Annotated in this window: 23 protein-coding genes and 1 tRNA gene; 12 read left to right on the top strand and 12 right to left on the bottom strand. The window is 69.3% G+C overall.

Translation table 11 applies throughout. The features are described from left to right. Positions 1-73 precede the first annotated feature (73 nt). Positions 74-1,381 (bottom strand): M20/M25/M40 family metallo-hydrolase, encoded by a 1,308-nt coding sequence (locus tag Plo01_RS09685; RefSeq protein ID WP_203890174.1) that lies wholly within the window; start codon positions 1,379-1,381, stop codon positions 74-76. Positions 1,382-1,546: 165 nt separating this feature from the next. Between Plo01_RS09685 and Plo01_RS09680 the strand changes: the two genes are divergently transcribed. From Plo01_RS09680 to Plo01_RS09655, 6 genes are all read left to right on the top strand, one after another. Next, positions 1,547-1,631, top strand: a tRNA-Leu gene (locus Plo01_RS09680). A 266-nt stretch (positions 1,632-1,897) separates the two neighbouring features. Continuing rightward, positions 1,898-2,758, top strand: a complete 861-nt coding sequence (locus tag Plo01_RS09675) for an SDR family NAD(P)-dependent oxidoreductase (protein ID WP_203890173.1) — start codon at positions 1,898-1,900, stop codon at positions 2,756-2,758. Between the two features lie 77 nt (positions 2,759-2,835). After that, the gene (locus tag Plo01_RS09670) at positions 2,836-3,087 is read left to right on the top strand and encodes a MerR family transcriptional regulator (RefSeq protein WP_373871674.1); all 252 of its coding nucleotides are present in this window, start codon (positions 2,836-2,838) and stop codon (positions 3,085-3,087) included. Positions 3,088-3,271: 184 nt separating this feature from the next. Continuing rightward, complete coding sequence (locus Plo01_RS09665) at positions 3,272-4,207, top strand: NADP-dependent oxidoreductase (RefSeq protein ID WP_203890171.1); 936 nt, start codon at positions 3,272-3,274, stop codon at positions 4,205-4,207. 8 nt (positions 4,208-4,215) lie between these two features. Next, entirely contained in the window at positions 4,216-5,160 is a 945-nt protein-coding gene (locus tag Plo01_RS09660) for an AraC family transcriptional regulator (RefSeq protein WP_203890170.1), read from the top strand. A 91-nt stretch (positions 5,161-5,251) separates the two neighbouring features. After that, positions 5,252-5,617, top strand: a complete 366-nt coding sequence (locus Plo01_RS09655; RefSeq protein ID WP_203890169.1) for a hypothetical protein — start codon at positions 5,252-5,254, stop codon at positions 5,615-5,617. Positions 5,618-5,814: 197 nt separating this feature from the next. Here the strand turns inward: Plo01_RS09655 and Plo01_RS09650 are convergent, their stop codons facing one another. From Plo01_RS09650 to Plo01_RS09640, 3 genes are all read right to left on the bottom strand, one after another. Beyond that, the gene (locus Plo01_RS09650; RefSeq protein ID WP_203890168.1) at positions 5,815-6,087 is read right to left on the bottom strand and encodes a phosphopantetheine-binding protein; all 273 of its coding nucleotides are present in this window, start codon (positions 6,085-6,087) and stop codon (positions 5,815-5,817) included. Beyond that, on the bottom strand, positions 6,087-7,718 hold the full coding sequence (locus tag Plo01_RS09645; protein WP_203890167.1) for an acyl-CoA carboxylase subunit beta: 1,632 nt from the start codon (positions 7,716-7,718) through the stop codon (positions 6,087-6,089). The genes Plo01_RS09650 and Plo01_RS09645 overlap by 1 nt, the downstream gene beginning before the upstream one ends. A 256-nt stretch (positions 7,719-7,974) precedes the next feature. Next, the gene (locus Plo01_RS09640) at positions 7,975-8,190 is read right to left on the bottom strand and encodes a hypothetical protein (protein WP_203890166.1); all 216 of its coding nucleotides are present in this window, start codon (positions 8,188-8,190) and stop codon (positions 7,975-7,977) included. Positions 8,191-8,720: 530 nt separating this feature from the next. Here Plo01_RS09640 and Plo01_RS09635 point away from each other — a divergent pair. The 5 genes from Plo01_RS09635 (at position 8,721) to Plo01_RS09615 (ending at position 11,712) form a co-directional block, all read left to right on the top strand. After that, positions 8,721-8,999 (top strand): hypothetical protein, encoded by a 279-nt coding sequence (locus tag Plo01_RS09635; RefSeq protein WP_203890165.1) that lies wholly within the window; start codon positions 8,721-8,723, stop codon positions 8,997-8,999. Then, on the top strand, positions 8,996-9,784 hold the full coding sequence (locus tag Plo01_RS09630; protein ID WP_203890164.1) for a 4'-phosphopantetheinyl transferase family protein: 789 nt from the start codon (positions 8,996-8,998) through the stop codon (positions 9,782-9,784). Before Plo01_RS09635 ends, Plo01_RS09630 begins: the two co-directional genes overlap by 4 nt. A 12-nt stretch (positions 9,785-9,796) precedes the next feature. Further along, on the top strand, positions 9,797-10,528 hold the full coding sequence (locus tag Plo01_RS09625) for an alpha/beta fold hydrolase (protein WP_203890163.1): 732 nt from the start codon (positions 9,797-9,799) through the stop codon (positions 10,526-10,528). 193 nt (positions 10,529-10,721) lie between these two features. Next, positions 10,722-11,270: a hypothetical protein gene (locus tag Plo01_RS09620; protein WP_203890162.1), complete on the top strand. Its 549-nt coding sequence runs from the start codon at positions 10,722-10,724 to the stop codon at positions 11,268-11,270. Positions 11,271-11,298: 28 nt separating this feature from the next. Next, positions 11,299-11,712 (top strand): hypothetical protein, encoded by a 414-nt coding sequence (locus Plo01_RS09615; protein ID WP_203890161.1) that lies wholly within the window; start codon positions 11,299-11,301, stop codon positions 11,710-11,712. A 119-nt stretch (positions 11,713-11,831) separates the two neighbouring features. Here the strand turns inward: Plo01_RS09615 and Plo01_RS09610 are convergent, their stop codons facing one another. The 3 genes from Plo01_RS09610 to Plo01_RS09600 form a co-directional block, all read right to left on the bottom strand. Continuing rightward, positions 11,832-12,824: a helix-turn-helix domain-containing protein gene (locus tag Plo01_RS09610; RefSeq protein WP_203890160.1), complete on the bottom strand. Its 993-nt coding sequence runs from the start codon at positions 12,822-12,824 to the stop codon at positions 11,832-11,834. Positions 12,825-12,986: 162 nt separating this feature from the next. Then, entirely contained in the window at positions 12,987-13,409 is a 423-nt protein-coding gene (locus tag Plo01_RS09605) for an SgcJ/EcaC family oxidoreductase (RefSeq protein ID WP_203890159.1), read from the bottom strand. 55 nt (positions 13,410-13,464) lie between these two features. Then, a complete protein-coding gene (locus Plo01_RS09600; RefSeq protein ID WP_203890158.1) occupies positions 13,465-14,640 on the bottom strand; it encodes an acyl-CoA dehydrogenase family protein in 1,176 nt (391 codons plus the stop codon). Between the two features lie 204 nt (positions 14,641-14,844). On the opposite strand from Plo01_RS09600, the gene Plo01_RS09595 reads away from it, so the two are divergent. After that, positions 14,845-16,389: a 4-hydroxyphenylacetate 3-hydroxylase family protein gene (locus tag Plo01_RS09595; RefSeq protein WP_239316067.1), complete on the top strand. Its 1,545-nt coding sequence runs from the start codon at positions 14,845-14,847 to the stop codon at positions 16,387-16,389. A 142-nt stretch (positions 16,390-16,531) separates the two neighbouring features. On the opposite strand, the gene Plo01_RS09590 is transcribed toward Plo01_RS09595, so the two are convergent. The 5 genes from Plo01_RS09590 to Plo01_RS09570 are packed head-to-tail and all read right to left on the bottom strand — an operon-like array spanning position 16,532 to position 22,201. Next, complete coding sequence (locus tag Plo01_RS09590; protein ID WP_203890156.1) at positions 16,532-17,377, bottom strand: phytanoyl-CoA dioxygenase family protein; 846 nt, start codon at positions 17,375-17,377, stop codon at positions 16,532-16,534. 11 nt (positions 17,378-17,388) lie between these two features. Further along, positions 17,389-17,661 (bottom strand): phosphopantetheine-binding protein, encoded by a 273-nt coding sequence (locus Plo01_RS09585; RefSeq protein ID WP_203890155.1) that lies wholly within the window; start codon positions 17,659-17,661, stop codon positions 17,389-17,391. A 28-nt stretch (positions 17,662-17,689) separates the two neighbouring features. Beyond that, positions 17,690-19,042, bottom strand: a complete 1,353-nt coding sequence (locus Plo01_RS09580; protein WP_203890154.1) for a condensation domain-containing protein — start codon at positions 19,040-19,042, stop codon at positions 17,690-17,692. Next, on the bottom strand, positions 19,042-20,634 hold the full coding sequence (gene cmdF, locus Plo01_RS09575; RefSeq protein ID WP_203890153.1) for a tyrosine 2,3-aminomutase: 1,593 nt from the start codon (positions 20,632-20,634) through the stop codon (positions 19,042-19,044). The genes Plo01_RS09580 and cmdF overlap by 1 nt, the downstream gene beginning before the upstream one ends. Then, a complete protein-coding gene (locus tag Plo01_RS09570; protein WP_203890152.1) occupies positions 20,615-22,201 on the bottom strand; it encodes an amino acid adenylation domain-containing protein in 1,587 nt (528 codons plus the stop codon). Before Plo01_RS09570 ends, cmdF begins: the two co-directional genes overlap by 20 nt. Between the last annotated feature and the right edge of the window lie 10 nt (positions 22,202-22,211).

Raw genomic sequence — 22,211 nt, 5'->3', positions numbered from 1 at the left:
ACGACCCGCCCTCTCGACGGAGAGTTACGTTAGCACTACGTCGCGTCAGTGCAATGAGTTTCCGGAGAACGTCTCAGCAGCCATCCAGGAAGCGGTCAAGGACCCGCACACCAAACCGGAGCGAATCCACCGGGACGCGCTCGTCGACCCCATGGAACATGCCGGAGAAGTCCAAGTCGGCGGGCAGGCGCAGCGGCGCGAACCCGAACCCGCGCATGCCCAGCCTGCTGAACGCCTTCAGGTCCGTCCCGCCCGAGAGCGTGTACGGCACCGCCAGCGCGCCCGGGTCCTCCGCGACGAGCGCGTCGGCCATCGCCCGCACCAGGGGCCCGTCGAACCCGGTCTCGATCGCGATGTCGTGGTAGACGAACTCCCTGGTCACGTTGGGGCCGAGCAGCTCGTCGATCGTCTCGAAGAACTCGTCCTCGTAGCCCGGCAGGAACCGGCCGTCCACGTGCGCGGTCGCGGTCTGCGGGATGACGTTGGCCTTGTAGCCGCCCGCCAGCATGGTGGGGTTGGCGGTGTTGCGGAGCGTGGCGCCGATCATCCGGGCCAGCGGGCCGAGCTTGGCCACGGTCGCCTCGGCGTCGTCGGGGTCGAGCTCCAGGTTCAGGGCCTGGGAGACCTCGGTGAGGAAGGTCCGCACCGTCTGCGTCAGCCGTACCGGCCACTCGTAGCGCCCGATCCTGCCCACCGCCTCGGCCAGCTCCGTGACGGCGTTCTCCGTGTTGAGCATGGAGCCGTGCCCGGCGCGGCCGTGGGCGGTCAGGCGCATCCAGGCGATGCCCTTCTCGGCCGTCTCGATGAGATAGAGTCTGCGCGCCCCGTCGACGGAGACGCTGAACCCGCCGACCTCGCCGATCGCCTCGGTGCAGCCCTCGAAAAGGTCGGGGTGCTTCTCCGAGAGCCACTGCGCGCCGTACGTCCCGCCGGCCTCCTCGTCGGCGGTGAACGCCAGCACGACGTCCCGCGGCGGGCGCCGCCCCTGGCTGAGCCGCTGCCGGACGACCGCCAGGATCATCGCGTCCATGTTCTTCATGTCGACCGCGCCGCGCCCCCAGACGCACCCGTCGGCGATCTCCCCGCTGAGCGGGTGGTGGGTCCAGTCACCGGCGTGGAAGGGGACGACGTCGAGGTGCCCGTGGAGGAGCAGGGCGTCGCGAGAGGAGTCCTCCCCCGCGATGCGGGCGACCACGTTCGCCCGCCGGCTGTCCGATTCCAGGATCTGCGGCTCCAGTCCAGCCTCGGCCAGCTTCTCCGCGACATATTCGGCGGCGGCCCGCTCTCCGGGGCCGGCGTTGTCTCCCGCGTTGGTCGAGTCGATCCGGATGAGATCCCGGCACAGCTCGACGACCTCGTCCTCACCATTGAGCACGGCCATGTCGACTCCTTCGGTTTGGTACGGCTTGCGTCCCCATCCTGCCGCCGCCGACCCTCCTCAGGCATCTCCCCTGGACCCCGGCGGTTTTCCGATATGACGCAGCCCCAAAGGTTTGCTAACCTAGGTCCGCCGACGAGGGATGACGGTCTCTCGTGCAGGCACCAAGTCCGGGTGGCGGAATGGCAGACGCGCTAGCTTGAGGTGCTAGTGCCCTTTACGGGGCGTGGGGGTTCAAGTCCCCCCTCGGACACGCACTCTCTCACTACGTGAGGGTTGAGGATCACCTCAGCCCTCACTTTTGATTTCTGGGGCAGGTAGGTCGGCTTGAGCCCGAGGCGCTGGTAGACGGGCGCTTTCAGGTCCGCTGAGGCTCCGCTGACGGCTCGGGCCATGTCGCCGATCCCGGTGACGGCGGCCACGTCGCCGACGTCGGGCGGTTCACCGCGATCGACATGAAGATCGCCCAATAAAAGGCGATTTGCGTTAGAGCGCGCTCGAAGTCCTAGCGTCACATCCATGACGACACAAACATGGATCATCACCGGCGCATCCCGCGGCCTCGGACGCGCACTGGCCGAGGCCGCCCTCGCGGCGGGCGACAACGTCGTGGCCGCGGTGCGCACCCCCGGCAGCGTCGCCGACCTCGCGGACGCGCACCCCGGCGCCTTCCTGGCCATCCCCTTCGACGCCCGCGACGTCGCCGCAGCGCCCGCCCTCGTGCAGGCCGCGATCAACCGGTTCGGACAGGTCGACGTGCTGGCCAACAACGCAGGACGGGCCGTGGTCGGAGCGGTCGAAGAGGTCACCGACGAGCAGTTGCGCGAGCTGATGGACCTGCACCTGTTCGGCCCCGCCGCTCTCGTGCGGGCGGTGTTGCCCGGCATGCGCACCCGCAGATCCGGCACCATCGTGCAGATGAGCAGCCAGGGCGGGCGCATGTCCTTCCCCGGCGTGTCGGCCTACTCTGCGTCGAAATTCGCCTTGGAAGGCTGGTCGGAGGCGCTGAACGGAGAGGTCGCACCGTTCGGCGTCCGCGTGATGATCGTCGAGCCGAGCCGGTTCCGCACCGGATTCAACGGCGCCGACGTGCTGGAGTTCGCCGAGCCGTCGGAGACCTACCGCACGGTGCTGGCCGCCGTGCGCGCCGACATGGCCGGCACGGACGGCCGTCAGGAAGGCGACCCGGCGCGGGCGGCCGAGATCATCGTCTCGCTCGTGCACGGCGAGGAGGTGCCGCTGCGGCTGCCGCTCGGGCGCGAGGCGGTCGAGCGCATCTCCGGCGTCTACCGGCGCGGCCTGGCCGAGACCGCCCGCTGGGCCGAGGTCGCCCAGGCCGCCGACTTCGCCGACGCACCCGCCTCGGTCCGGCCCGTCTAGGCCGGCGGACACGGCCACTGACGACCTGATGACCAAGGTCCTCGACGCGCTCGGCGACGCCCAGCCCGGGACGGCTGGTGTTCCTGACCCGGATGCGGCTGTCGGGGATGCCCATGCGCGAGCTGCAGCACTACATCGAGCCGGTCGACGCGGGTGAACGCACGGTGCCCGAGCGGATGGCCATGCTGGCCGAGCATCGCGACACGATCGTGCGGCGGCTGCGCGAGCTGACGTTGTCGCTGGCCGCCGTCGACTACAAGATCGCCACGTACGGCGGGGCAACCGGCTCCGACATCGAGCGCCGCCCTTCACGCGACGCCGTTGCCTGACCCCCGTCAAGGACATGTCGGGCAATCGCCCGACGGGGGTCAGCCGCCATGCGGCGGCAGGCGGCGCTCACCGTCTCGGCCGGGCGAGACGCTGGGATATACGCCGGAGACGGGCGGCCATTCCGTGAACCTATCGGGCTGCCTACCGTTGATCGCACCAACCCCATTGATCAGGAGTGCTCTCATGCGTGCTGTGACCCAGACCGCCTTCGGCGGTCCCGAGGTACTGCAGGTCGCCGAGGTCGAACGGCCCGTGCCGTTGTCCGGCGAAGTGGTGATCCAGGTGCGGGCGAGTGGTGTGAACCCGGTGGACGCCGCCGTGCGCTCGGGCGCCTACCCCTTGCTCGGCGAGCCGCCGTTCGGCGTCGGTTGGGACATCTCCGGAGTCGTGGTGGAGGCGGCTCCCGGCGCCAGGTACAAGGTGGGTGAGGAGGTGTACGGCATGCCGTTCTTCCCCAGGGCCGCGACCGGCTACGCCGACTACGTCGCCACACCCTCACGCCAGGTCGCCCGCAAGCCCGCCGCCGTCGACCACGTCCACGCCGCGGCGCTGCCGCTGGCCGGGCTGACCGCCTGGCAGGGTCTGGTGGACGCGGCCGGGGTCGGCCAGGGTGACCGGGTGCTGATCCACCGCGCCGCGGGCGGGGTCGGCCATCTGGCGGTGCAGATCGCCAAGGCCCAAGGTGCGTACGTGATCGCGCTGGCCAGTGCCGGCAAGCACGAGTTCGTCCGGTCCCTCGGCGCCGACGAGGCGATCGACTACCGGGCCGTCGACTTCACCGAGGTGCTCGGCGACCTGGAGGACATGGTCGACGTCGTCTTCGACTCCAGCTCGCAGGGCGAACGCTCGCTGGCCGTACTCAAGCCCGGCGGCGTGCTCGTCAGCATCATGGAGCACGGGAACGCCGAGCTGGCCGCGAAGGTGGAGGCGGCGGGCAGGCGTTTCGCCGGGGTTTCGGTCGAGCCCGACTACGCGGCGCTGGAGGCGATCGCCGAGCTGGTCGAGACCGGCCGGCTGCGCCCGCATGTGGAGCAGACCTTCGCGCTGGAGGAAGCGGGCAAGGCGCACGAGGTGCTGGAGTCCGGCCAGGTCCGGGGCAAACTCGTGCTGACGCTATAAAGCAGGACATGGATCTGCTTGCCGAGGCGCTGGAGTCGATGCGGACCGGGCGTCCCACCTCCATCCGGACCGACGGTCACGCGCCGTGGGGGCTGGAACTGCCGCCCACCGCCGGCGCCGGCTTTCACGTGGTGCTGCGCGGCTCGTGCTGGCTGGTGCCCGTAGACGCCCCGCACCTGTCGCCGTCCCTGCTGGAGAGCGGCGACGTGGTCTTCCTGCGCAGTGGCTCCCGCTTCGTGCTGGCCGACCATCCGGCCACTCCCGCGCAGGTGCCGGGACCGGAGCGCTACACCAAGGCGCCGCCTATCGGCTCGGTCGTGCTGGGCGCCGAGAGCCCGGACGGCAGCGGGCCCCGCACCAGCCTGCTGTGCGGCAACTACCACCTCGACATGGCCCGGCCCCATCCGTTGCTCCGCCACCTTCCCGAGGTGGTCCACCTGTCCACCCGGCAGGGGCGGCACAGCGGGCTGACCGCCGCGGTCCAGCTGCTCAGCGCCGAACTCGACCATCCGCGCATCGGCTCGCAGGGCATCGTGCCCGCCCTGATCGACTCGTTGCTGCTGTACATCCTGCGGGCCTGGCTGGAAGAGCAGCCCGCGTCCGCCCGAGGCTGGTCGGCCGCGCTGCGTGACTCCGCGGTCGTCGCCGCGCTGACCGCGATCCACGACGCTCCGTCGGCGGCGTGGACGGTCGAGTCGCTGGCCGTGCGGTCCGGCCTGTCCCGCGCCGCCTTCGCCAAAAGGTTCGCCGTCCTGGTCGGCGAGCCGCCCATGGCCTATCTGACCCGCTGGCGCATGACGCTGGCCGCCAGACTCCTGCGGGACTCCGACATCCCGCTGGCCACCGTCGCCGCGCAGACGGGGTACAGCACGGAGTTCGCCTTCGCCAAGGCGTTCAAGCGGGAGTACGGCATCGCCCCCGGTGGCTACCGCCGCCAGGTCAGAGCCGCGTGACCCGTTATGTCTCTCACTTCGAAGGGTTCTCCTGATGCCCACCGTGCCCTGGATCCGTGTCGGCGCTCCCGACCACCCTGAAACGTTGATCATGGCTTCGCGGTTGGAGGTCAGATCGTTGCGTCAGGTGCCGGGATTCTTCCTGGCCTCGCTGAGGCTGCTCCGCCAGGCCCGGCGAGCGCCCGGCGCACTGGGGGTGTCGTTGAAGGCCGAGCTGTTCAAGCGCACCTTCTGGACTGTCTCCGCGTGGAACGACAAGGCCTCCATATACGCCTACTCCTCCGCCGAACCGCACAAGTCGACCATGCGGCGCCAGCGTGCCGTGATGCGGGAGTCCACGTTCATCTTCTGGACGATGCCCGCCGCCCAGCTGCCCGTCGCGTGGGATCAGGTGCGCGAGCGCATCGCCTACGAACGCTCCACGGGGCATGACGAGCATCGGAACGAGCCCGGTTAGCGGAGTAGAGCCCCGGCCTTCCTACCTTGACTTCGAACTCATCCCACTCGCCGCCGATGCGTACGACCTGGACTCAGAGTGGCAGCGCCGCTTCTCCAGATGAGGGGCTGGGCGGCCTCACGTTTCGCTTCTTCCCACAGACAGGTGAGGGCTGAGACGGATCTCAGCCCTCACTTCCGTTCTCCCTGCTTGACGGGTCAGCCCCGGGCCGAGGCCGCAGCGTGGTCCCAGAGGTCCGCGGCCGCCGGGGCGGCGGTACGGCACCGCGTGACGAAATCGGCCAGGCCGGGATGGCGGAACAGCGCGCTGGGCCGGACGGCGACGCCGAGATCCCGCTGGATCCGGGCGGCGATCAGCACCGCGTCGATGCCCTTGCCGCCCAGCTCGGTGAAGCCCGCGTCGCCGTCCGCGCGACCGGCGCCGAGGGCCGTCCGCCAGATCTCCGCGATCCGCTGCTCGACGTCCCGCATCAGAGCGGGACGTTTCCGTGCTTGCGCTGGGGCTGCGGCTTGCGCTTGTCGCTGAGCATCTCCAGCGCCCGCGCCACCGCGACGCGTGTCTGAACCGGGTCGATCACGTCGTCGACCAGTCCTCGCTCCGCGGCGTAGTGGGGGTGCGCCAGCTTCTCGGAATACTCCTTGACCAGTTTCGCCCGCAGTTCCGCCGGGTCGCCGGCCGCGGCCAGTTCCTTGCGGTAGATGACGTTGACCGCGCCCTCGGCGCCCATGACGGCGATCTCGTTCGTGGGCCACGCCAGCGACACGTCCGTGCCGATGGAGCGGGAGTCCATGACGATGTAGGCCCCGCCGTACGCCTTGCGCAGGATGACCTGGACCCGCGGCACCGTCGCCTCGCAGTAGGCGTAGAGCAGCTTGGCGCCGTGCCGGATGATCCCGCTGCGTTCCTGGTCGGTGCCCGGGAGGAAGCCCGGCACGTCGACCAGGGTCACCAGCGGGATGCTGAAGGCATCGCAGAAGCGTACGAACCTGGCGGCCTTCTGGGGGGCGGGCACGTCCAGCACGCCGGCCAGGACCAGGGGCTGGTTGGCCACGACGCCCACCACGTGACCGTCGACGCGGCCGAAGGCGCAGATGACGTTCGGCGCCCAGCGCTCGTACGTCTCGAGGAACTCGCCGTCGTCGACCAGCTCGGCGATGACCTCTCGCATGTCGTACGGCTTGCTGTTGTCCACCGGGACGATCTCGGCGAAACGCGGGCGCACGTCGGCCGTCGCACCGCAGGGCGCGCCCTGGGGCGGCGACTCCATGTTGTTGGCCGGCAGCATCGAGACGAGGTACCGCACGTCGTCCAGACAGCTCTCCTCGTCGTCGTGGACGAAGGCGGCCACGCCGGAGTGCTCGCCGTGCACCTCCGTCCCGCCGAGCTGGCCGTGCGTGACCCGCTCGCCGGTGACGGCCTCGACGACGTCGGGGCCCGTGAGGTACAGGTGCGCCGTGTCGCGGACCATGAAGGTGAAGTCGGCCAGCGCCGCGGAGTAGGCGGCTCCGCCGGCACACGGTCCGAGGACCACGCTGATCAGCGGAATCACACCCGACGCCTGGACGAAGCGCTGGAAGATGCCGCCGTAGCCGTTGAGGGACATCACGCCCTCCTGGATCCGGGCGCCACCGCTGTCGTTCACCCCGATGAAGGGCGAGCCGGTCGAGATGGCCAGATCCAGCACCTTCTGGATCTTGGCGGCGTGCGCCTCCCCCAGGGACCCGCCGAAGATGGCGAAGTCCTGGGCGTAGACGAATACGCGGCGTCCATGGATGGTGCCCGCTCCCGTGACCACGCCGTCGGTGTGCGGCTTGTTCTCCTCCATGCGCAACCCGTGCGCCTGGTGCTTGCGGTACATGTCGATCTCGACGAAGGATCCTTCGTCCAGCAAGAGTTCCAGGCGCTCTCGGGCTGTCCGCTTGCCAAGCCCGTGCTGGCGCTCGACGGCGTTCCGGCGGCCGGCGACGATCTGGTCCCGCAGCCGTTCGTGCCGTTCTCGCAGGGCGTCCATCGTGGGGACGCGCGGCTTGGCAGGTGTGGGGGGTTTGAGGTCGATCTCCGCATCAGTCTGGCTGACGAGATCGAGTTCGGAGATGCTCATCGGCGCTTCCCCCAGTGTTCCGGGCGAAGGGGGGATGCCGCGACCGGTCGGATGCCGCCGGTCAGGCTTGCAAGCATTCGGTTACCCCTTTCTTCATCCCACCAGTCAATTACTCCGGCGGGGCGGGGGGCATCTCCGATCGTGCTGATGGCCGGCAGTGTGGCCGACGCGGTGGACAATGCGCTTCCTTGCGTTTCCCGGACGTTTCTCCCGGGCTTTTCCCATGCTTTTCTTCAGCGCTTCTAGCGCGGCTGGATCAGCCCCACTGGCCGTTGGCGTTGGTGGCGGTGGGGGTGGGGGTGGGGGCGGGGGTCGAGGAGTCCTCGGCGAGGACATGGGAAACGTTCTGCGACTGCTCGGCGACGGCCACGCAACCGACCGCGGAGAAGGCGGCGATAAGACCGGCGGCCAGGGCACCGACGAGCTTGACGGAGAAGGTGGTCTTGGCGGCGGAGGCGGTGTTCTTCTGCATTTTCTTGTCCCTTTCTGGACTGCGTTTGTTCGTTGCAATACCTAATCTGCGGCATCCGCCGGCCGGGATCCATAGGGAACGGCGGCAGCATGCTGCAGGGCCGTGTCCGCTTCCTGTCACGGGCCGGGCGCATGCGTTGCCCTCGCGTGGATCCAGCGCGCTCCGCCGAGGCGGCCGGTATCCTTCAAACCCCATCTGACCTGCCCTTATAAGGGGAAGTACGGCAGCCGCAGCCGTGCCGGCGACCGCGTGGACAGAAGTGGACACGGTCTTCACCCCTATCCCGGGAGAGCCCGCCAAACCTGGCCGGCGAGGGGTCGCGGGCACGCGCGGGGGTGCTGGCAGGAAGCGGACAGCGGCGGGCAGCTTATTGACCCGGACTTCTCTGGTGCGGCGCACGCAGATGCCGCAGTGTTTGTTGTGTCAAACCGAATGACCGACAAACGAACCGGAGATCACATGGCCCGATCAATCAGTCCAAGAATCGCGCCCGACAATGCAATCGACAGTCAAGGCGACGGGATCGCCAGATGGTAGCGGAATTGAAATTCCGCTATACCGGCGGAGATTCGCTGACCAATTCGCCGATAGCCGGTATCCGAATTATGGCGGCCCTGCCGTCGAACTGGACGAAGGACCTGGCACACAGCATCGGAGAGGTCGTCCTCCTCGTCCGCGCGGATACGGATATCAACCACATTCATTCTCAGACGATCACAGCCCTCAAGCGACCGGAAAACGCCGGCTGGGAACTCGTCGCCTGCCGTGACATGCCTCGTTCCGACGCATCGAAAGGACTCGACTCATGACCAGCATCGACCTGCGGGACAACGAATGCCGCGTGTGGTGGCTCGACCCCACCCAGCTGTCCGTCGAGAAACTCACCTCGACGCTCACCAACGCCGAACTGCGGCGGGCTCTGACGTACCGGAAGGAGGAGGACAGGCGGCGGAATCTGGCCGGGTGCTGGCTGCTCCGCACGGCCGTCTCGGCCCACCTCGGCATCGAACCCCGCGAGGTGACCGTCGACCGCAGCTGCCGGCACTGCGGCAAGCTGCACGGCAAGCCGCGGATCGTCAACACGGACACCGAGGTGTACGTGTCGGTGTCGCACTCGGGCGACCGCGTCGCGGTCGCGCTGACCCTGGCCGGCGAGGTCGGCGTGGACGTCGAAGCGGTGCTGAACGACCAGATCCGGCAGCTGACGGGATTCGCGCTCTCCCCGGAGGAGGCGCAGGCGCTGCGCGCGCTTCCCGAGGAGCGGCAGCACGCCGCCTTCACCCAGTACTGGTCGTGGAAGGAGGCCGTGCTCAAGATGACGGGCCACGGGCTCCGCCTCGCGCCCAAGAAGCTGCACATCAGCGGCTCAGGGCAGAATCCCCGGCTCGTCACCTGGCCGCTGGACATCCCCACGGAGAAGGTGCAGCTGCGGACGCTCAACCTCGGCTCCGAGTTCACCGGCGCCGTCGCCGTCCTGTCCGAGACGGGACCCATCGTCATCCGCCAGGCGGACATCACTGATCTCCACCGGGATGTCACCCAGAAGGAAAGACGTCCCGGCTCCGGGGCAGTACCTGTTCAGACGGCCGCTTAAGGGAGGAAGCTCATGTCTGTGAAGCGCTCCTTCGTTCTGCTTCCCGGCCTCTGGACAGGCGCCTGGGCCTGGGTCGGCGTGGCCCAGAGACTCAAGCGCTTCGGCCACGACGCCAGGACGTTCACGCTCTCCGGTCTCGACGACGCGGACGTCGACGTCTCGCACATCGGCCTGACGACCCACGTCGACGAGGTGCTGGCGGTCCTCGACAAATTCGATCTGCACGAGGTCTATCTCGTCGCGCACAGCTATTCGGGGATCGTGGCCGGCATGGTGGCCGACCGCGCCCCCGAGCGGGTCGCGCACACGGTGTTCGTCGAAGCCTTCCTGCCGCACGAGGGCAAGTCGCTGCTGGACGCCTTCCCCGACCGCGTGCGCGACTACGAACTCGAGACGATCGAGGAGAGCGGCGGCCGGTGGCCCCCACCCGACGTCACGGTGGTGGCCGAGGGGCAGGACCTGTCCCGGCAGCAGGCGGAGTTCCTGCGGGTCCGGATGATCGCCCATCCGGGACGCACGATCTCCGAACCGGTCACGATGTCCCAGCCCGTCTCCAAACTGCGGGGAACCTATGTGGTCTGCGAGAAGGATCACTTCGGCGGGCGCGTCGCGCCGGAGATCGAGGCCCTGCGCGCCGAGCCGAGCTGGGACTTTCGCACCCTCACGACCGGGCAGTGGCCGATGTTCTCCAATCCCGACGGGCTGGCCAGGCTGCTCGCCGACGTGGCGGCCGACGACGTCTAGCGTGTTCCCCCCGGGGCGGCGCCGCCCACCTGTGAACGCGGCGCCGCCCACCTGAAACCGCCCACCTGAAACAGCACTTTCGATGACCGCGCATCCGAGAATGGAGTGCCGCACGCCCGAAGATGCGGCGTCACGACAGCCGTGCCAAGGATAAAGCAGGTCACCCACGACTTTCCCGACGATCGGATCTGCTATGGCAACGACATCCGTCCGGCGTTCGTCGTCTCTCAATTCCCATCTTCACAAGACGGCGCTGGGTGTATTCCTCTTCATCGTCATCGCGCACTGGGCGGAGCACATCGCCCAGGCCGTACAGGTCTATCTCCTCGACTGGCCCCTGCCCCAGGCCAGGGGGGTGCTCGGCATCCCGTTCCCCTGGCTGGTCACCTCCGAGTGGATGCACTACGGGTACGCCCTGGTGATGCTGGCCGGGTTCATCGCCCTGCGCAAGGGCTTCACCGGCAGCTCCAGGACCTGGTGGAACGTCGCCCTCGGCATCCAGGTGTGGCACCACTTCGAGCACTTCCTCCTGCTGATGCAGAACCTCAGCGGTCTCCACCTGCTCGGCAAGCCGGTGCCCACCAGCCTCATCCAGCTCCTCCTGCCGCGCATGGAGCTGCACCTGCTCTACAACGCCATCGTCTTCGTCCCCATGGTCGTGGCGATGATCCTCCACCGCCGTCCCCGGTCCGCCGACCGGGACGCCGCCACGTGCACCTGCGCCGTCGCCTTCGCCCACTGAGATGCTCTGGAAAATCGCCAGATCGCTGGTGGGGATCCTTCTCCTCTACCTCTCGATCCCGAACATCGGCCCCGCGGTCCGTGCCGCGCGGGCCGATGGGGTTTCCGGTGTCTTCACGGCCAGGACCCTGGACTGCGTCCAGCACCCGGGGCACGAGTCGTGCACCTGGATCGGCGACTTCCGGTCCGCCGCCGGCCGGACCGTCCGTCCGTCCGTCGCCCTGTACGGCAGCAGCCGCGAATCGCTGACCGCCGGGGCGACCACGCCGGCGGTCGACACGGGGCGCGCCAACCGCGTCTACGGACCCGGCGGCTCCTCGGAGTGGATCTTCACGTCCCTGCTCGCCGGCACGGGCCTGGCCCTCCTCCTGTCACCGCTGTTCAGGAAGGCGTTCCCGGCCGCGAGACGGGGTCGGACGCACCCGTCGGCGGTTCCCACCTGATACGTACGATCCCCTGACATACCCCGGTGGCGCGCGGGGTCCACAGGTTCACAGCGTCCGCGGGGAGACACGGAGAACGCCCCGGCCGTACCCGGCCGGGGCGTCCGCTCGCGGTCTCCCTAGATCCAGTTCTCCTCCTTCGCCCTGAGCGCCGCCTGGAAGCGGTTGACCGCGCCCAGCCGGCTCATCAGGTCGGCGACGTAGCGACGGTAGGTCCGTACGGACACGTCGAGCTCACGCGCGGCGATCTCGTCCTTGTCCGCGCTGGCCATCACGGTCAGCACCCGCCGTTCCAGCTCGGTGAGGTCGGGCCCGTCGGTGCTCGGCGACTGGTACTCGCGCAGATCGACGGCCGCCTGCCACACACCGCTGAAATACGTGTGCAGCTGGGAGACCAGTCCCTGCTCGCGGACGAACAGCGCGCCCTTGGTGGTCTCCTTGGGGTCGATCGCGACGACGGCCACGCTGTCATAAATGATCATGCGGTCCATCGGCTCCTCGGTGATGCGCACCTCGGCGCCCAGGCTGATCGTCTCGTACAGGTAGGCCTCCAGCACCGGGTCGGCCAGGACCGAGGGATGGTAGACGGCGCGCATCGTCAGCCCTCGCCGCAGGCTGCGCATGTCGGTCTTGCGGGCCGCCTCCACGTAGCCGGCCACCATCAGGCCGGTCGGGGAGGCCGGGTGCAGGGCCAGCACGTGCTTGTAGGAGAAGAACGCCAGGTCGTCTATCCGGCGGCGGACCTCGTCCAGTCCCTCGATGCGCTCGATGGCGAGGGCGGCCTCGGAGTCCTCGCCCCGCTTCTGGTCCTCCACGAACGAGGCGATGGCGTCACGCGCCGACAGGACCTGGCGGATCTCGGTGTTGAGCTGGTCGATGCGCTTCTCGATGAGCCGCTCGATGCCGACGCGCGGCTCGGTCGCCAGCACGCGGTGACGATCCGCGATGTCGAGCAGGCCGAGCTTGGACAGGTCCTCGATGAGGCATTCAAGCTTGTCCTGGTCCATCTGCAGGGCCTGGCGCGCCCCGCCGACGCCTTCGCCCGGGCTGCGCAGGAAGTAGCGGTAAACCTCCGCCGCCTCAGCCGATATCCCAAGGACGGAAAGGTCCACGATTCACCTCCACGGCTGCGCACGCCACCGGGGCCCTCCCCGCCCCGTGGCCGTGGGCATAGACGACGCGAAAGGCACCGATGGCTCATCACGCATCAGTGCCTCCGGCGTTCGAGCCCGGCGGTCACGTCGCGCCGGGCTCGCATACGGGTATCGGATGCGTCAGCTCCCCCCGGCGGGGCTGTTCTGGTAGGCGGCCAGGCGCCACGCGCCGTCCTCCCTGGCGACCACCCAGGTCGCCTTGACGGCGCGCTCGGGGGAGACTTCGCTCTCACCCGGCGCCAGCACGCCGCCCTTGGTGACGATCACGGCGACGTCGTCGCTGAGGAAACGCAGGTCCAGCGGCTGACCGGTGACCTGGGTGCCCTTGTAGGGACCCGCGAAGGCCGCCGTCATGAACCCGGCGATCGCCTCCCGCCCCTTCTGGTGGACGCCAGGAAGGATCATGCTCCCGTCCTGGGTGAACACCTCGGCGAAGGCCCGGCCGTCCTGGGCCGCCCAGGCCTTGACGATGGCGGCCGGAACGGATGCCACGGCTGCCTTGTCGGCCTCCGTGACGCCCGGCTCGACTACGGATGACGTCATGCTCCTGCTCCGTCTCTCGGGGATCGGATCTCGGGGGATCGGATGTGGCTCGGGGTCAGAGGTAGAGGGTGCCGGGCTCCTGACCGCACAGGACGCGGCCGTACAGCTCGGCGTTGGTGTTCGGGTTCATGAGCGCGTGCATGTTCACGGCGCCGATGTCGCGGGCGATCCGCTGGATCGGCACGTCGGAGTAGATCGACGACCCGCCGCTGGCCGAGGCCAGGATGTCCACGGCCTCCTTCCCCAGCCTGCACACGGCGCCGAGCTCGGCCCGCGCCCTGACCCGCTCCTCCAGGGTCCAGGGCTCCGCGCCCTTGCCGTCGACGAGGTCCGTGAGGCGGTGGGCGTGGAAGGCGGCCTCGTCGATCTTCATGACGGCGTCCGCGACCTGCAGGTGGGTGATGGGGGCCGCGGCCTGGCTGTCGTAGTGGGTGTAGGTGATCTTCCGGTCCGGGAGCCTCTCGAAGAACGTCTCCTTGGCGGCGTTCGCCAGCCCGAGCACGGTGCCGACCGAGGAGGCGGACGCGACCGGCAGCAGCGGAGCCCGGTAGATCGGGGATCCGGCGTTCAGCGCCGAGGCGCCCTCCCCCTGGAGTACGGCCGGCAGCGGCAGGATCCGGGCGCTGGGGATGAACACGTTCTCGGCGATCGTGGTGACGCTGCCCGTGCCCCTCAGACCCGCGGTGTGCCAGTCGTCCACGATCCGCAGGTCCGACATCGGCACCAGAGCCATGATCGGCATCGGCTCGGCGTCCGGCGTCATCAGGACCGCGATGACCTCCTGCCAGTGGCTGTGCCACGCGCCGCTGATGAAGCTCCACTTGCCGTTGACGACGACCCCGCCGTCGACCGGGGTGGCCATCGCGCCCGGGCTGAGCGTCCCGCAGATCCGGACGTCGGGGGTGGAGAACACCTCGTCCTGCACCTCGTCGGGGAACAGGCAGGCCATGTAGGTCGGGATCCAGTACACCGAGGCCGTCCACGCCACCGAGCCGTCGGCCCGGCCCAGTTCGGCGGCCACGTCGACCAGGGTGCGGGTGTCGGCTTCGTAGCCGCCGTAGCGCCGCGGCACCCGGAGCTTGAACACGCCGGCCCCGGCCAGCGCCTCGACGGTCTCCTCGTGCAGGCGGCGGTTCTCCTCCGTCCAGGCCGTGTGCTTCCGGATCGCGGGCACGAGCTCGGTCACACGCGCAACGACCTCTTCACGAGTTTGACTCTCAGTTGTCAGCATCGGCCCTCCGGAAGAGCTGAATGTGAATTGACGAACCCCAGAACCCGAGAATCCCAGCCGGTCGGAGACGCTGCATCTCCTGAATTGCGAACAGCCGCCCACCAGGCGTTTCACGGACACTCCGCATGTTCGGAGAAGCGCGCAATAAAAAAGGCTGACAACCTGAATAAGCCGGTCGGCCACCGACGATTCATGAGGAGTGCAATGACCGCAGACCAGGGAGGGCAGCCGAAGACGCGGCCCCTGACCGGAGCGGAATACATCGAGAGCCTCCGGGACGATCGCCAGATCTACCTCTACGGTGACCGGGTCAAGGACGTGACCTCGCACCCGGCATTCGCCAATCCGGCCCGCATGGTCGCGAGGCTGTACGACGCGCTGCACGACCCGGCCCACCGGGACGTCCTCACCACGGCGACCGACACGGGCAGCGACGGATACACCCACCGGTTCTTCACCACACCCCGCACTCCGGAGGACCTCGTCGCCGACCAGCAGGCCATCGCGGCGTGGGCGCGGATGAGCTACGGCTGGATGGGGCGGAGCCCGGACTACAAGGCGTCCTTCCTCGGCACGCTGGGAGCGAACGCGGAGTTCTACGAGCCGTTCTCGGACAACGCCCGGCGCTGGTACCGCGAATCGCAGGAGAAGGTCCTCTACTGGAATCACGCCATCGTGCATCCTCCGGTCGACCGGAGCCTTCCCCCGGACCAGGTCGAGGACGTCTTCATCCATGTGGAGAAGGAGACGGACGCCGGACTGGTCGTGAGCGGCGCGAAAGTGGTCGCGACCGGGTCGGCGCTCACCCATTACAACTTCATCGCCCACTACGGACTGCCCATCAAGGACCGGAAATTCGCCCTGGTGGCCACGGCCCCGATGGACGCCCCCGGCGTGAAGCTGATCTGCCGGCCGTCCTACACCGCCATGTCCGCGGTCATGGGCAGTCCCTTCGACTATCCGCTCTCCTCACGCCTGGACGAGAACGACACGATCCTGGTGTTCGACAAGGTGCTCATCCCCTGGGAGAACGTGTTCGTCTACGGGCACCTGGGCAAGGCCATGCTCTTCACCGGGCAGTCCGGGTTCCCCGAGCGCTTCACCTTCCACGGCTGCACGCGCCTGGCGGTGAAGCTGGAGTTCCTCGCCGGCCTCCTCTACAAAGCCCTTGAGATCACCGGCACCAAGGACTTCCGGGGGGTGCAGACCCGCGTCGGCGAGGTGCTCGCCTGGCGGAACCTCTTCTGGGCCCTGTCCGACGCCGCGGCGCGGAACCCGGTGCCGTGGAAGAACGGCGCCATGCTGCCGAACCCCCAGTACGGCCTCGCCTACCGGTGGTTCCTGCAGCTCGGCTACCCGAGGATCAGGGAGATCATCCTGCAGGACGTCGCGAGCGGCCTGATCTTCGTGAACTCCAGCGTCAAGGACTTCAAGAACCCCGAGATCCGCCCCTACCTGGACAGGTTCTGCCGGGGCTCGAACGGCGTCGAGGCGGTGGACCGGGTCAAGCTCATGAAGCTGCTGTGGGACGCCGTGGGCACCGAGTTCGGCGGCCGGCACGAGCTCTACGAGCGCAACTACGCGGGCAACCACGAGAACACCCGCGTCGAGCTGCTGCTCTCCCAGCTCGCCAACGGGCAGATGGACGGCTACACCGCGTTCGTGGAGGAGTGTCTCAGCGAATACGACATGGACGGGTGGACGGTCCCGGATCTGGAGTCCTTCGAAGGGCTCAAGAACTTCTTCTGAGATCCGCGGAAGGGCCTCGCCGGGGCGGACCGAGAGTCCGCCCCGGCGAGGCCCTTCCGGCGTTCACCTGCGCGGGGCGGACGTGAGAATGACCTGGCCGGACATGAGAATGACCTGGCACAGTCTCTGTGCCAGGTCACCTTCAGCGTGCGGCTTCGGCCTGCTCCAGGAGCGAATAGGGGTCCTCCATCTCGTACCAGCCCAGGCCCGGCGGGCAGCGGTCGTACCCCAGCAACCGCCGGACCTCCTCTGGATAGGCCAGCACCGCCTCCCGGGGGACGGCGAGGTACTGGTTCTCCTCCTGGCGCAGATTTCCCAGGTCCAGCGCGATGGTGAGCCCCGTGCGCGGGGTGTCGGCCAGGTTGCGCCCCCCGCCGTGGTAGACCCCGCCGAGCCAGATGAGGCCGGATCCGGCGGACATCTCCGTCGGGAAGGCCTCGTCCGCACCGGGTGCGCGCTCGTCGTCCCAGTGGTGACTCCCGGGGATCACCATGGTCCCGCCGTTCTCCGCGGTGAACTCGCTCATGGCCAGCATCAGCTGCACCCGGCTCGTCGGCCCGGGATGGGGGCGCAGGTGCAGCGCGTCGTCCCGGTGGAGCGGCTGCTTGCCCTGGCCCGGATGGATCTGGATCACCTGGGTGCCGCTGATCTGGATGCTCGGCACCATCTCCACCCGGACCTTGCCCATCCAGATGTGGGTCGGCTTCTGCATGATCCGGCGGGCCGCGCCCAGGTAGAGCGGGTGCGTCACCACCGGGGTCAGCTGGGCCGTCCTGGCGAACAGCGACGAGACCCGCCGGGTCCGCGTGCCGTTGTACCAGTCGCCGCTGAAGTCGCGCGCGTCGAGCGCGGGACCGAGGTCGTCCCACAGCCGCGCGAGCGTCTCGTCGTCGACCAGGTCCTCGACGATCACGGCGCCGTCGCGTTCCAGGATGGCGACGACCTCGTCCAGGTCGGCGTCGGGTCTCACCCGCGGTGTGCCGGTCATGCCCCGGCCTCTCACGACTGCGCCGCGTCGGCGCGCGCCGCCACGGTGCGGATGAACTCCGTCATGGTGGGGTCCTCCTCGAAGATGTCACCCACCTCGATCCAGACGCCCAGCTCGTCCTCCACCCGGGCGACGATCCTGGCCGCGGCCACCGACTCGCCGCCGAGTTCGAAGAAGCTGGCGTCTTCCTGACCCTCCGTGACCTCCAGCACCTCGGTCCAGATCTCCTCCACCTTCTTCTGGACGACGGGGAAGCCCAGGTTCTCTGGGAAACCGATGCTCACTTTCGGAACCTCCTGATTCTCCTGGTGATCAGAAACGAGCGAGCGGGGCGTCCAGGGCCACTACCGCGCTCCGCAGTACCTGCCGGAAGTCCGCAGCCATCTCGGCGATGGTGCTCTCGAGGAAAAGGTTGGTGTTGTAGGCCAAGGTCCCGTTGATCCCGCCGGCGGGGAGCAACTCCAGGTGCCACATGGCCCCGTCGGGCACGTCGCCGCCGCTGGCCTGGGGCAGCCGCCGCTCCCTGAACTCGGCGTACTCCAGCCCGCCGACCGTGTGGCGGTCGGACCCCAGCGGGGATCGGAAGACCTGGAAGGCGAGGACCGCGCGGTCGTCCGCGGCGGCCGGGCTCATCAGCTCCGGCGCCTCCTCCAGGATCTTCGCGAAGGGGATGTCCCGGGTGTACGCCTCCAGGCAGGTGCTCCTGACCCGCGTCACCGCCTGGCGGAAGCTCTCGCATCCGGAGAGGTCCATCCGCAGGGGGACGAAGTTGAAGAAGGAGCCCACCGTGTCGTGGAAACCGCCGTGCGCGCGGCCCGAGGTGAAGGTCGGCACGACGATGTCGGTGAGCCCGCTGGACCGCTGGAGCACCACGCTGTACGCCGCGAGCAGGACCATGAACGGCGAGCTCTTGGTCGTTCTGGCGACCTCGGTGAGCCGGTCGGTGACCTCCTTCTCGACGGAGAACCGGTACCACGCGGTCTCCTTGGGCAGATTCGCCGACCTGGGGTGGTCGGTGGGGGTGGCGAAGATCCGCGCGCCGTCGAGCTTCTCCCGCCAGTACCGCTGCGACCTGCCGTCGGCGTCGGACGACTGCTGCCACCGGGTGAACTCCCGGTACTGGCGGACCGGCGGAAGGTCGGGCACCAGCTCGCCGGTCCGGATCGCATAGCGGACGGCGAGGTCTCGCATGATCAGTCGCATGGACCACTCGTCGGCCGCCGTGTGGTGGGCGACCAGGACGAGAATCGCGTCATCGCTGTCGAACTGGCCCAGGAAGGCCCGCAGCAGCGGCAGATCCTCCAGGCCGTAGGCGCCGGACTCGACCTCGATGAGGAGCTCCTCGGCCGCCGGGCCGCGCCGGTCCGGCTCGGCCCCGGACAGGTCCTTGACCACCAGGGAGGGCCGGCTCGGCGGGAAGATCTCCTGGTGGCCGTCCTCCCCGTCGAGGACGATCCGGGAGCGCAGCGCCTCGTGGCGCGTCACCACGTCCGTCAGGGCGTCGTGCAGGGGGCCGACCGCGATGGGCCCCCTGATCCGCCAGCCGCACACGATGTTGTACTTGGGACCGAAGGGCCCCTCGCCGTCGCCCTTGTCGAAAACGCGCAGGAACTGCTGGTTGAAGGAGAGCGGAGCCCGTTCGACCACGGGCGCGGGCGATGTCATCAACGCACCTCGATCCCGCCGACGCGGAGGAACTCGCCGCGGGCCAGCGCGTCCGCGATCGCCTCGATGTCGTCCGACATGTACCGGTCGTGCGGGACCCAGGGGACGATCGCGCGCACCCTGTCGTAGGTGTCCTTGCCCGCGGGGCTGAGCCGGTCGTACCGCGCGGACAGGTCGACCGCCTGCGCCGCGCACAGGAACTCGACGGCGAGGATCTTGTAGTTGTTCTCCAGCACGCGGCGGGCGTTGCGCGCCGAGATCAGGCCCATGCTGACCACGTCCTGGTTGTCTCCGTTGGACGGGACGCTCTGGGTGCTGGCCGGGCCGATGGTGCGGTTCTCGGCCACCAGGGCCGTCGCCGGGTACTGCGCGCCGGCGAAGCCGCTGTTGAGTCCGGGCTCACCGGCGACGAGGAACTCCGTCAGACCGCTGAGATGCCGGTTGAGCAGGCGGTTGGTGCGCCGCTCCGAGAACACTCCGAGCTGGGTGAGCGCGATCGTCACGTAGTCCATGGCGAAGGCGATCGGCTGGCCGTGGAAGTTGGCGCCGTGGAAGATCTCCTTGCCCTCGAAGAACAGCGGGTTGTCGTTGGAGGAGTTCAGCTCCGTCTCCAGCGTCTGCCGCGCGTGGTAGAGCACGTCCCTGACGGCGCCCACCACCTGGGGGATGGCCCGCAGCGTGTAGGCCTTCTGCAGGTAGACGCGGGTACGGGAGACCCTGCTGCCCTCCTTCTGGGCCTGGGCCTCCTTGCGCAGATCGGCGTGCTCGACGGCCAGGCGGCTGCCGTGGAGCAGGGCCCGCATGTTGGCGGCGGTGTCCATCTGCCCCCGGTGCGGCCGGGCCAGGTCGTGCCCTTCGGCCAGGAACGGGCTGGTGGAGCCGCGCATGGTCTCCACGACCAGCGCGGTGACCGCTTCGGCCTGCCGTACCTGGTCCAGGGCGCGGTTGACCACCAGGGAGCCCAGGCCGGTCATGGCCGAGGTGCCGTTGATCAGCGACAGGCCCTCCTTGAAGCGCAGCTCCAGCGGCTCGATGCCCAGCTCGCGCAGCACCTGGCCGGTCGGGGTCCGCTTGCCCTCCCGCAGCACGTAGCCCTCGCCGATCAGCGTGACGGCGAGGTGCGCCAGCGGAGCCAGGTCGCCGCTGGCGCCGAGGGATCCGATCTGGGGGATGGCGGGCGTGACCCCCTTGTTGATGTAGAGCTCCAGGCGCTCCAGCAGCTCGGGGCGGACCGCGGAGTAGCCTCTGGCCAGCGCGTTCAACCGGGCGACGAGGATCGCCCGGGCCTCGTCCTCGGCGAACAGCGGCCCCACGCCCGCGGCGTGGCTGCGCACGAGGTTGGTCTGCAGCTCCACCTCCTTCGAGGTGTCCACGAGCATGTAGATCATTTCGCCGTAACCGGTGGTCACGCCGTAGACGGGGATGCCCTCGCTGACGTGGTCCTCGAAGAGCGTCCTGCTGGCGGCGGCCTTGGCGAGCGCCGACGCGGACACGGCGCAGGGAGCCCAATCCTCGGCGACCCGCTTGACCCCGGTGATGTCGAGGTTCTCCCCGTCAAGATCGACTGTGCGTTCAGTTGCGAGCAGGGTCACGTTTGCCTTCCAATCGTGAGCGGTCCACCTTGCCGCCGACGTTCCGCGGCAGCTCGTCCAAGATCTTGAAAATCACCGGCGGCATGGACGCGCCGTACGCGCCCCGCAGGGCCCCGCGCCATGCCGTCTGCTCTCCCTCGTGGCCGCGTGGTACGACGTAGGCCACCAGCTGTGACACCAGGCCGTCCGCACCGGTCACGGCGCAGACGGCGCAGTCGGCCACCGAAGGCTGCGCCAGCAGCGTGGTCTCCAGGTCGGCCAGTTCCAGGCGGCTGCCGTTCACCTTGACCTGGGAGTCCTCGCGCCCGACGTACTCCAGCACGCCGTCCCCCCGGCGGCGGCCCAGGTCGCCGGTGCGGAAGGCGTGCCGGCCCTCCAGCGGCCGGAAGGCCGTGCGCCGCCCGGCGGCCACGCCCACGTACCCGGGCGTGACGTACGGGCTCACGATGACGATCTCCCCCGTGACGCCGGGCGGGCAGGGGAGGTCGTGCCCGTCCACCACCAGCACCCGGCGGCCGGGGATGGGGCGGCCGATCGGCACCGTCCCCCGGAACCGCCGGTCCACCTCGAACCAGGTCGCCAGGATCGACTCCGTCGGGCCGTACAGATTGATCAGCCGCACGGCGGGCAGGGCCGCGCCCAGCGCCGCCGCCAGGTCTCCCGCCAGGACCTCTCCCGCGAGCAGGAGATGCTCCAGTCGCGGCAGTCCCGCGAGCGCGGGCAGGCACGTGCGGATGAAGCTGGGAACCGTCTGGAAGTGAGTGATCTGCTCGGCCTCCAGCCAGCCCACCAGCCGTTCCGGGGTCGTCCGCGTCCGCTCGGGCACCGGGCACAGCGTCGCGCCGGCGGCGAGGGCCGCGAAGATCTCCACGAGATTGGCGTCGTATCCCGGCAGGGCCCATTGGGCCACGCGAGAGCCCGGGCCGATGCCGAACTCTCCCGCGAACCAGGTGACGAACTGGGCGAGGGCGCCGTGAGTGTGCGGGATTCCCTTGGGCCTGCCGGTCGTGCCCGAGGTGTAGGCGATGTAGGCGAGGTCCTCCGGCGCGCGCGGCGCCGGCGGGACCTGCGCCCGGTCCCCGGCGTGCGCCGGGTCTCCGGAGGGCGCCGGGTTCCCGGAGGGCGCGAGCTCCCCGGGGTGCGCCGGGTTCCCGGAGGGCGCGAGCTCCCCGGGGTGCGCCGGGTCTCCGGGGTGCAGGGTCGCACCGCCCAGCTCGTCCCGGAACCATCGGGCCAGCTCGTCGTCCGCGCCCACCAGCGCGGCGGGCCGCAGCTCGTCCAGCACGGCCCGGCCGCGGTCTCCGACCTCGCCCGCGCTCATGCAGACCACGTGCGCGCCCGCGCTCAGCGCGCCGAGCACCGAGACGACCTGGTCCGGACCCTGCGGCAGCCGCACCGCCACCGGCCTGCCCTCGACCGGCCCGCGTGCCCGCAGAGCCTGGTGGATCCCGGCCGCCCGGGTCGCGAGCTCCCCGTAGGACAGCCGGACGCCGCCCCACTCCACTGCGACCGCATCCGGCCGCCGGCTGACGTGCAGCCCCACCATGTCATGGACTGACCCGCTCACTCGCGCTTCC

The sequence above is a fragment of the Planobispora longispora genome (assembly GCF_016863135.1).
GTDB classification, from domain to species: Bacteria; Actinomycetota; Actinomycetes; order Streptosporangiales; family Streptosporangiaceae; genus Planobispora; species Planobispora longispora.
This window is presented reverse-complemented; position numbering and strand designations above follow the sequence as displayed.

Coding starts and splice junctions, on each gene's coding strand:
- Plo01_RS09580 (WP_203890154.1), bottom strand. CDS start 19,042: ATGACATCGCCCGCGCCCGTGGTCGAACGGGCTCCGCTCTCCTTCAAC.
- Plo01_RS09625 (WP_203890163.1), top strand. CDS start 9,797: ATGTCTGTGAAGCGCTCCTTCGTTCTGCTTCCCGGCCTCTGGACAGGC.
- Plo01_RS09655 (WP_203890169.1), top strand. CDS start 5,252: ATGGCTTCGCGGTTGGAGGTCAGATCGTTGCGTCAGGTGCCGGGATTC.
- Plo01_RS09620 (WP_203890162.1), top strand. CDS start 10,722: ATGGCAACGACATCCGTCCGGCGTTCGTCGTCTCTCAATTCCCATCTT.
- Plo01_RS09675 (WP_203890173.1), top strand. CDS start 1,898: ATGACGACACAAACATGGATCATCACCGGCGCATCCCGCGGCCTCGGA.
- Plo01_RS09635 (WP_203890165.1), top strand. CDS start 8,721: ATGGTAGCGGAATTGAAATTCCGCTATACCGGCGGAGATTCGCTGACC.
- Plo01_RS09595 (WP_239316067.1), top strand. CDS start 14,845: ATGACCGCAGACCAGGGAGGGCAGCCGAAGACGCGGCCCCTGACCGGA.
- Plo01_RS09605 (WP_203890159.1), bottom strand. CDS start 13,409: ATGACGTCATCCGTAGTCGAGCCGGGCGTCACGGAGGCCGACAAGGCA.
- Plo01_RS09660 (WP_203890170.1), top strand. CDS start 4,216: ATGGATCTGCTTGCCGAGGCGCTGGAGTCGATGCGGACCGGGCGTCCC.
- Plo01_RS09630 (WP_203890164.1), top strand. CDS start 8,996: ATGACCAGCATCGACCTGCGGGACAACGAATGCCGCGTGTGGTGGCTC.
- Plo01_RS09590 (WP_203890156.1), bottom strand. CDS start 17,377: ATGACCGGCACACCGCGGGTGAGACCCGACGCCGACCTGGACGAGGTC.
- Plo01_RS09685 (WP_203890174.1), bottom strand. CDS start 1,381: ATGGCCGTGCTCAATGGTGAGGACGAGGTCGTCGAGCTGTGCCGGGAT.
- Plo01_RS09665 (WP_203890171.1), top strand. CDS start 3,272: ATGCGTGCTGTGACCCAGACCGCCTTCGGCGGTCCCGAGGTACTGCAG.
- Plo01_RS09645 (WP_203890167.1), bottom strand. CDS start 7,718: ATGAGCATCTCCGAACTCGATCTCGTCAGCCAGACTGATGCGGAGATC.
- Plo01_RS09640 (WP_203890166.1), bottom strand. CDS start 8,190: ATGCAGAAGAACACCGCCTCCGCCGCCAAGACCACCTTCTCCGTCAAG.
- Plo01_RS09600 (WP_203890158.1), bottom strand. CDS start 14,640: ATGCTGACAACTGAGAGTCAAACTCGTGAAGAGGTCGTTGCGCGTGTG.
- Plo01_RS09650 (WP_203890168.1), bottom strand. CDS start 6,087: ATGCGGGACGTCGAGCAGCGGATCGCGGAGATCTGGCGGACGGCCCTC.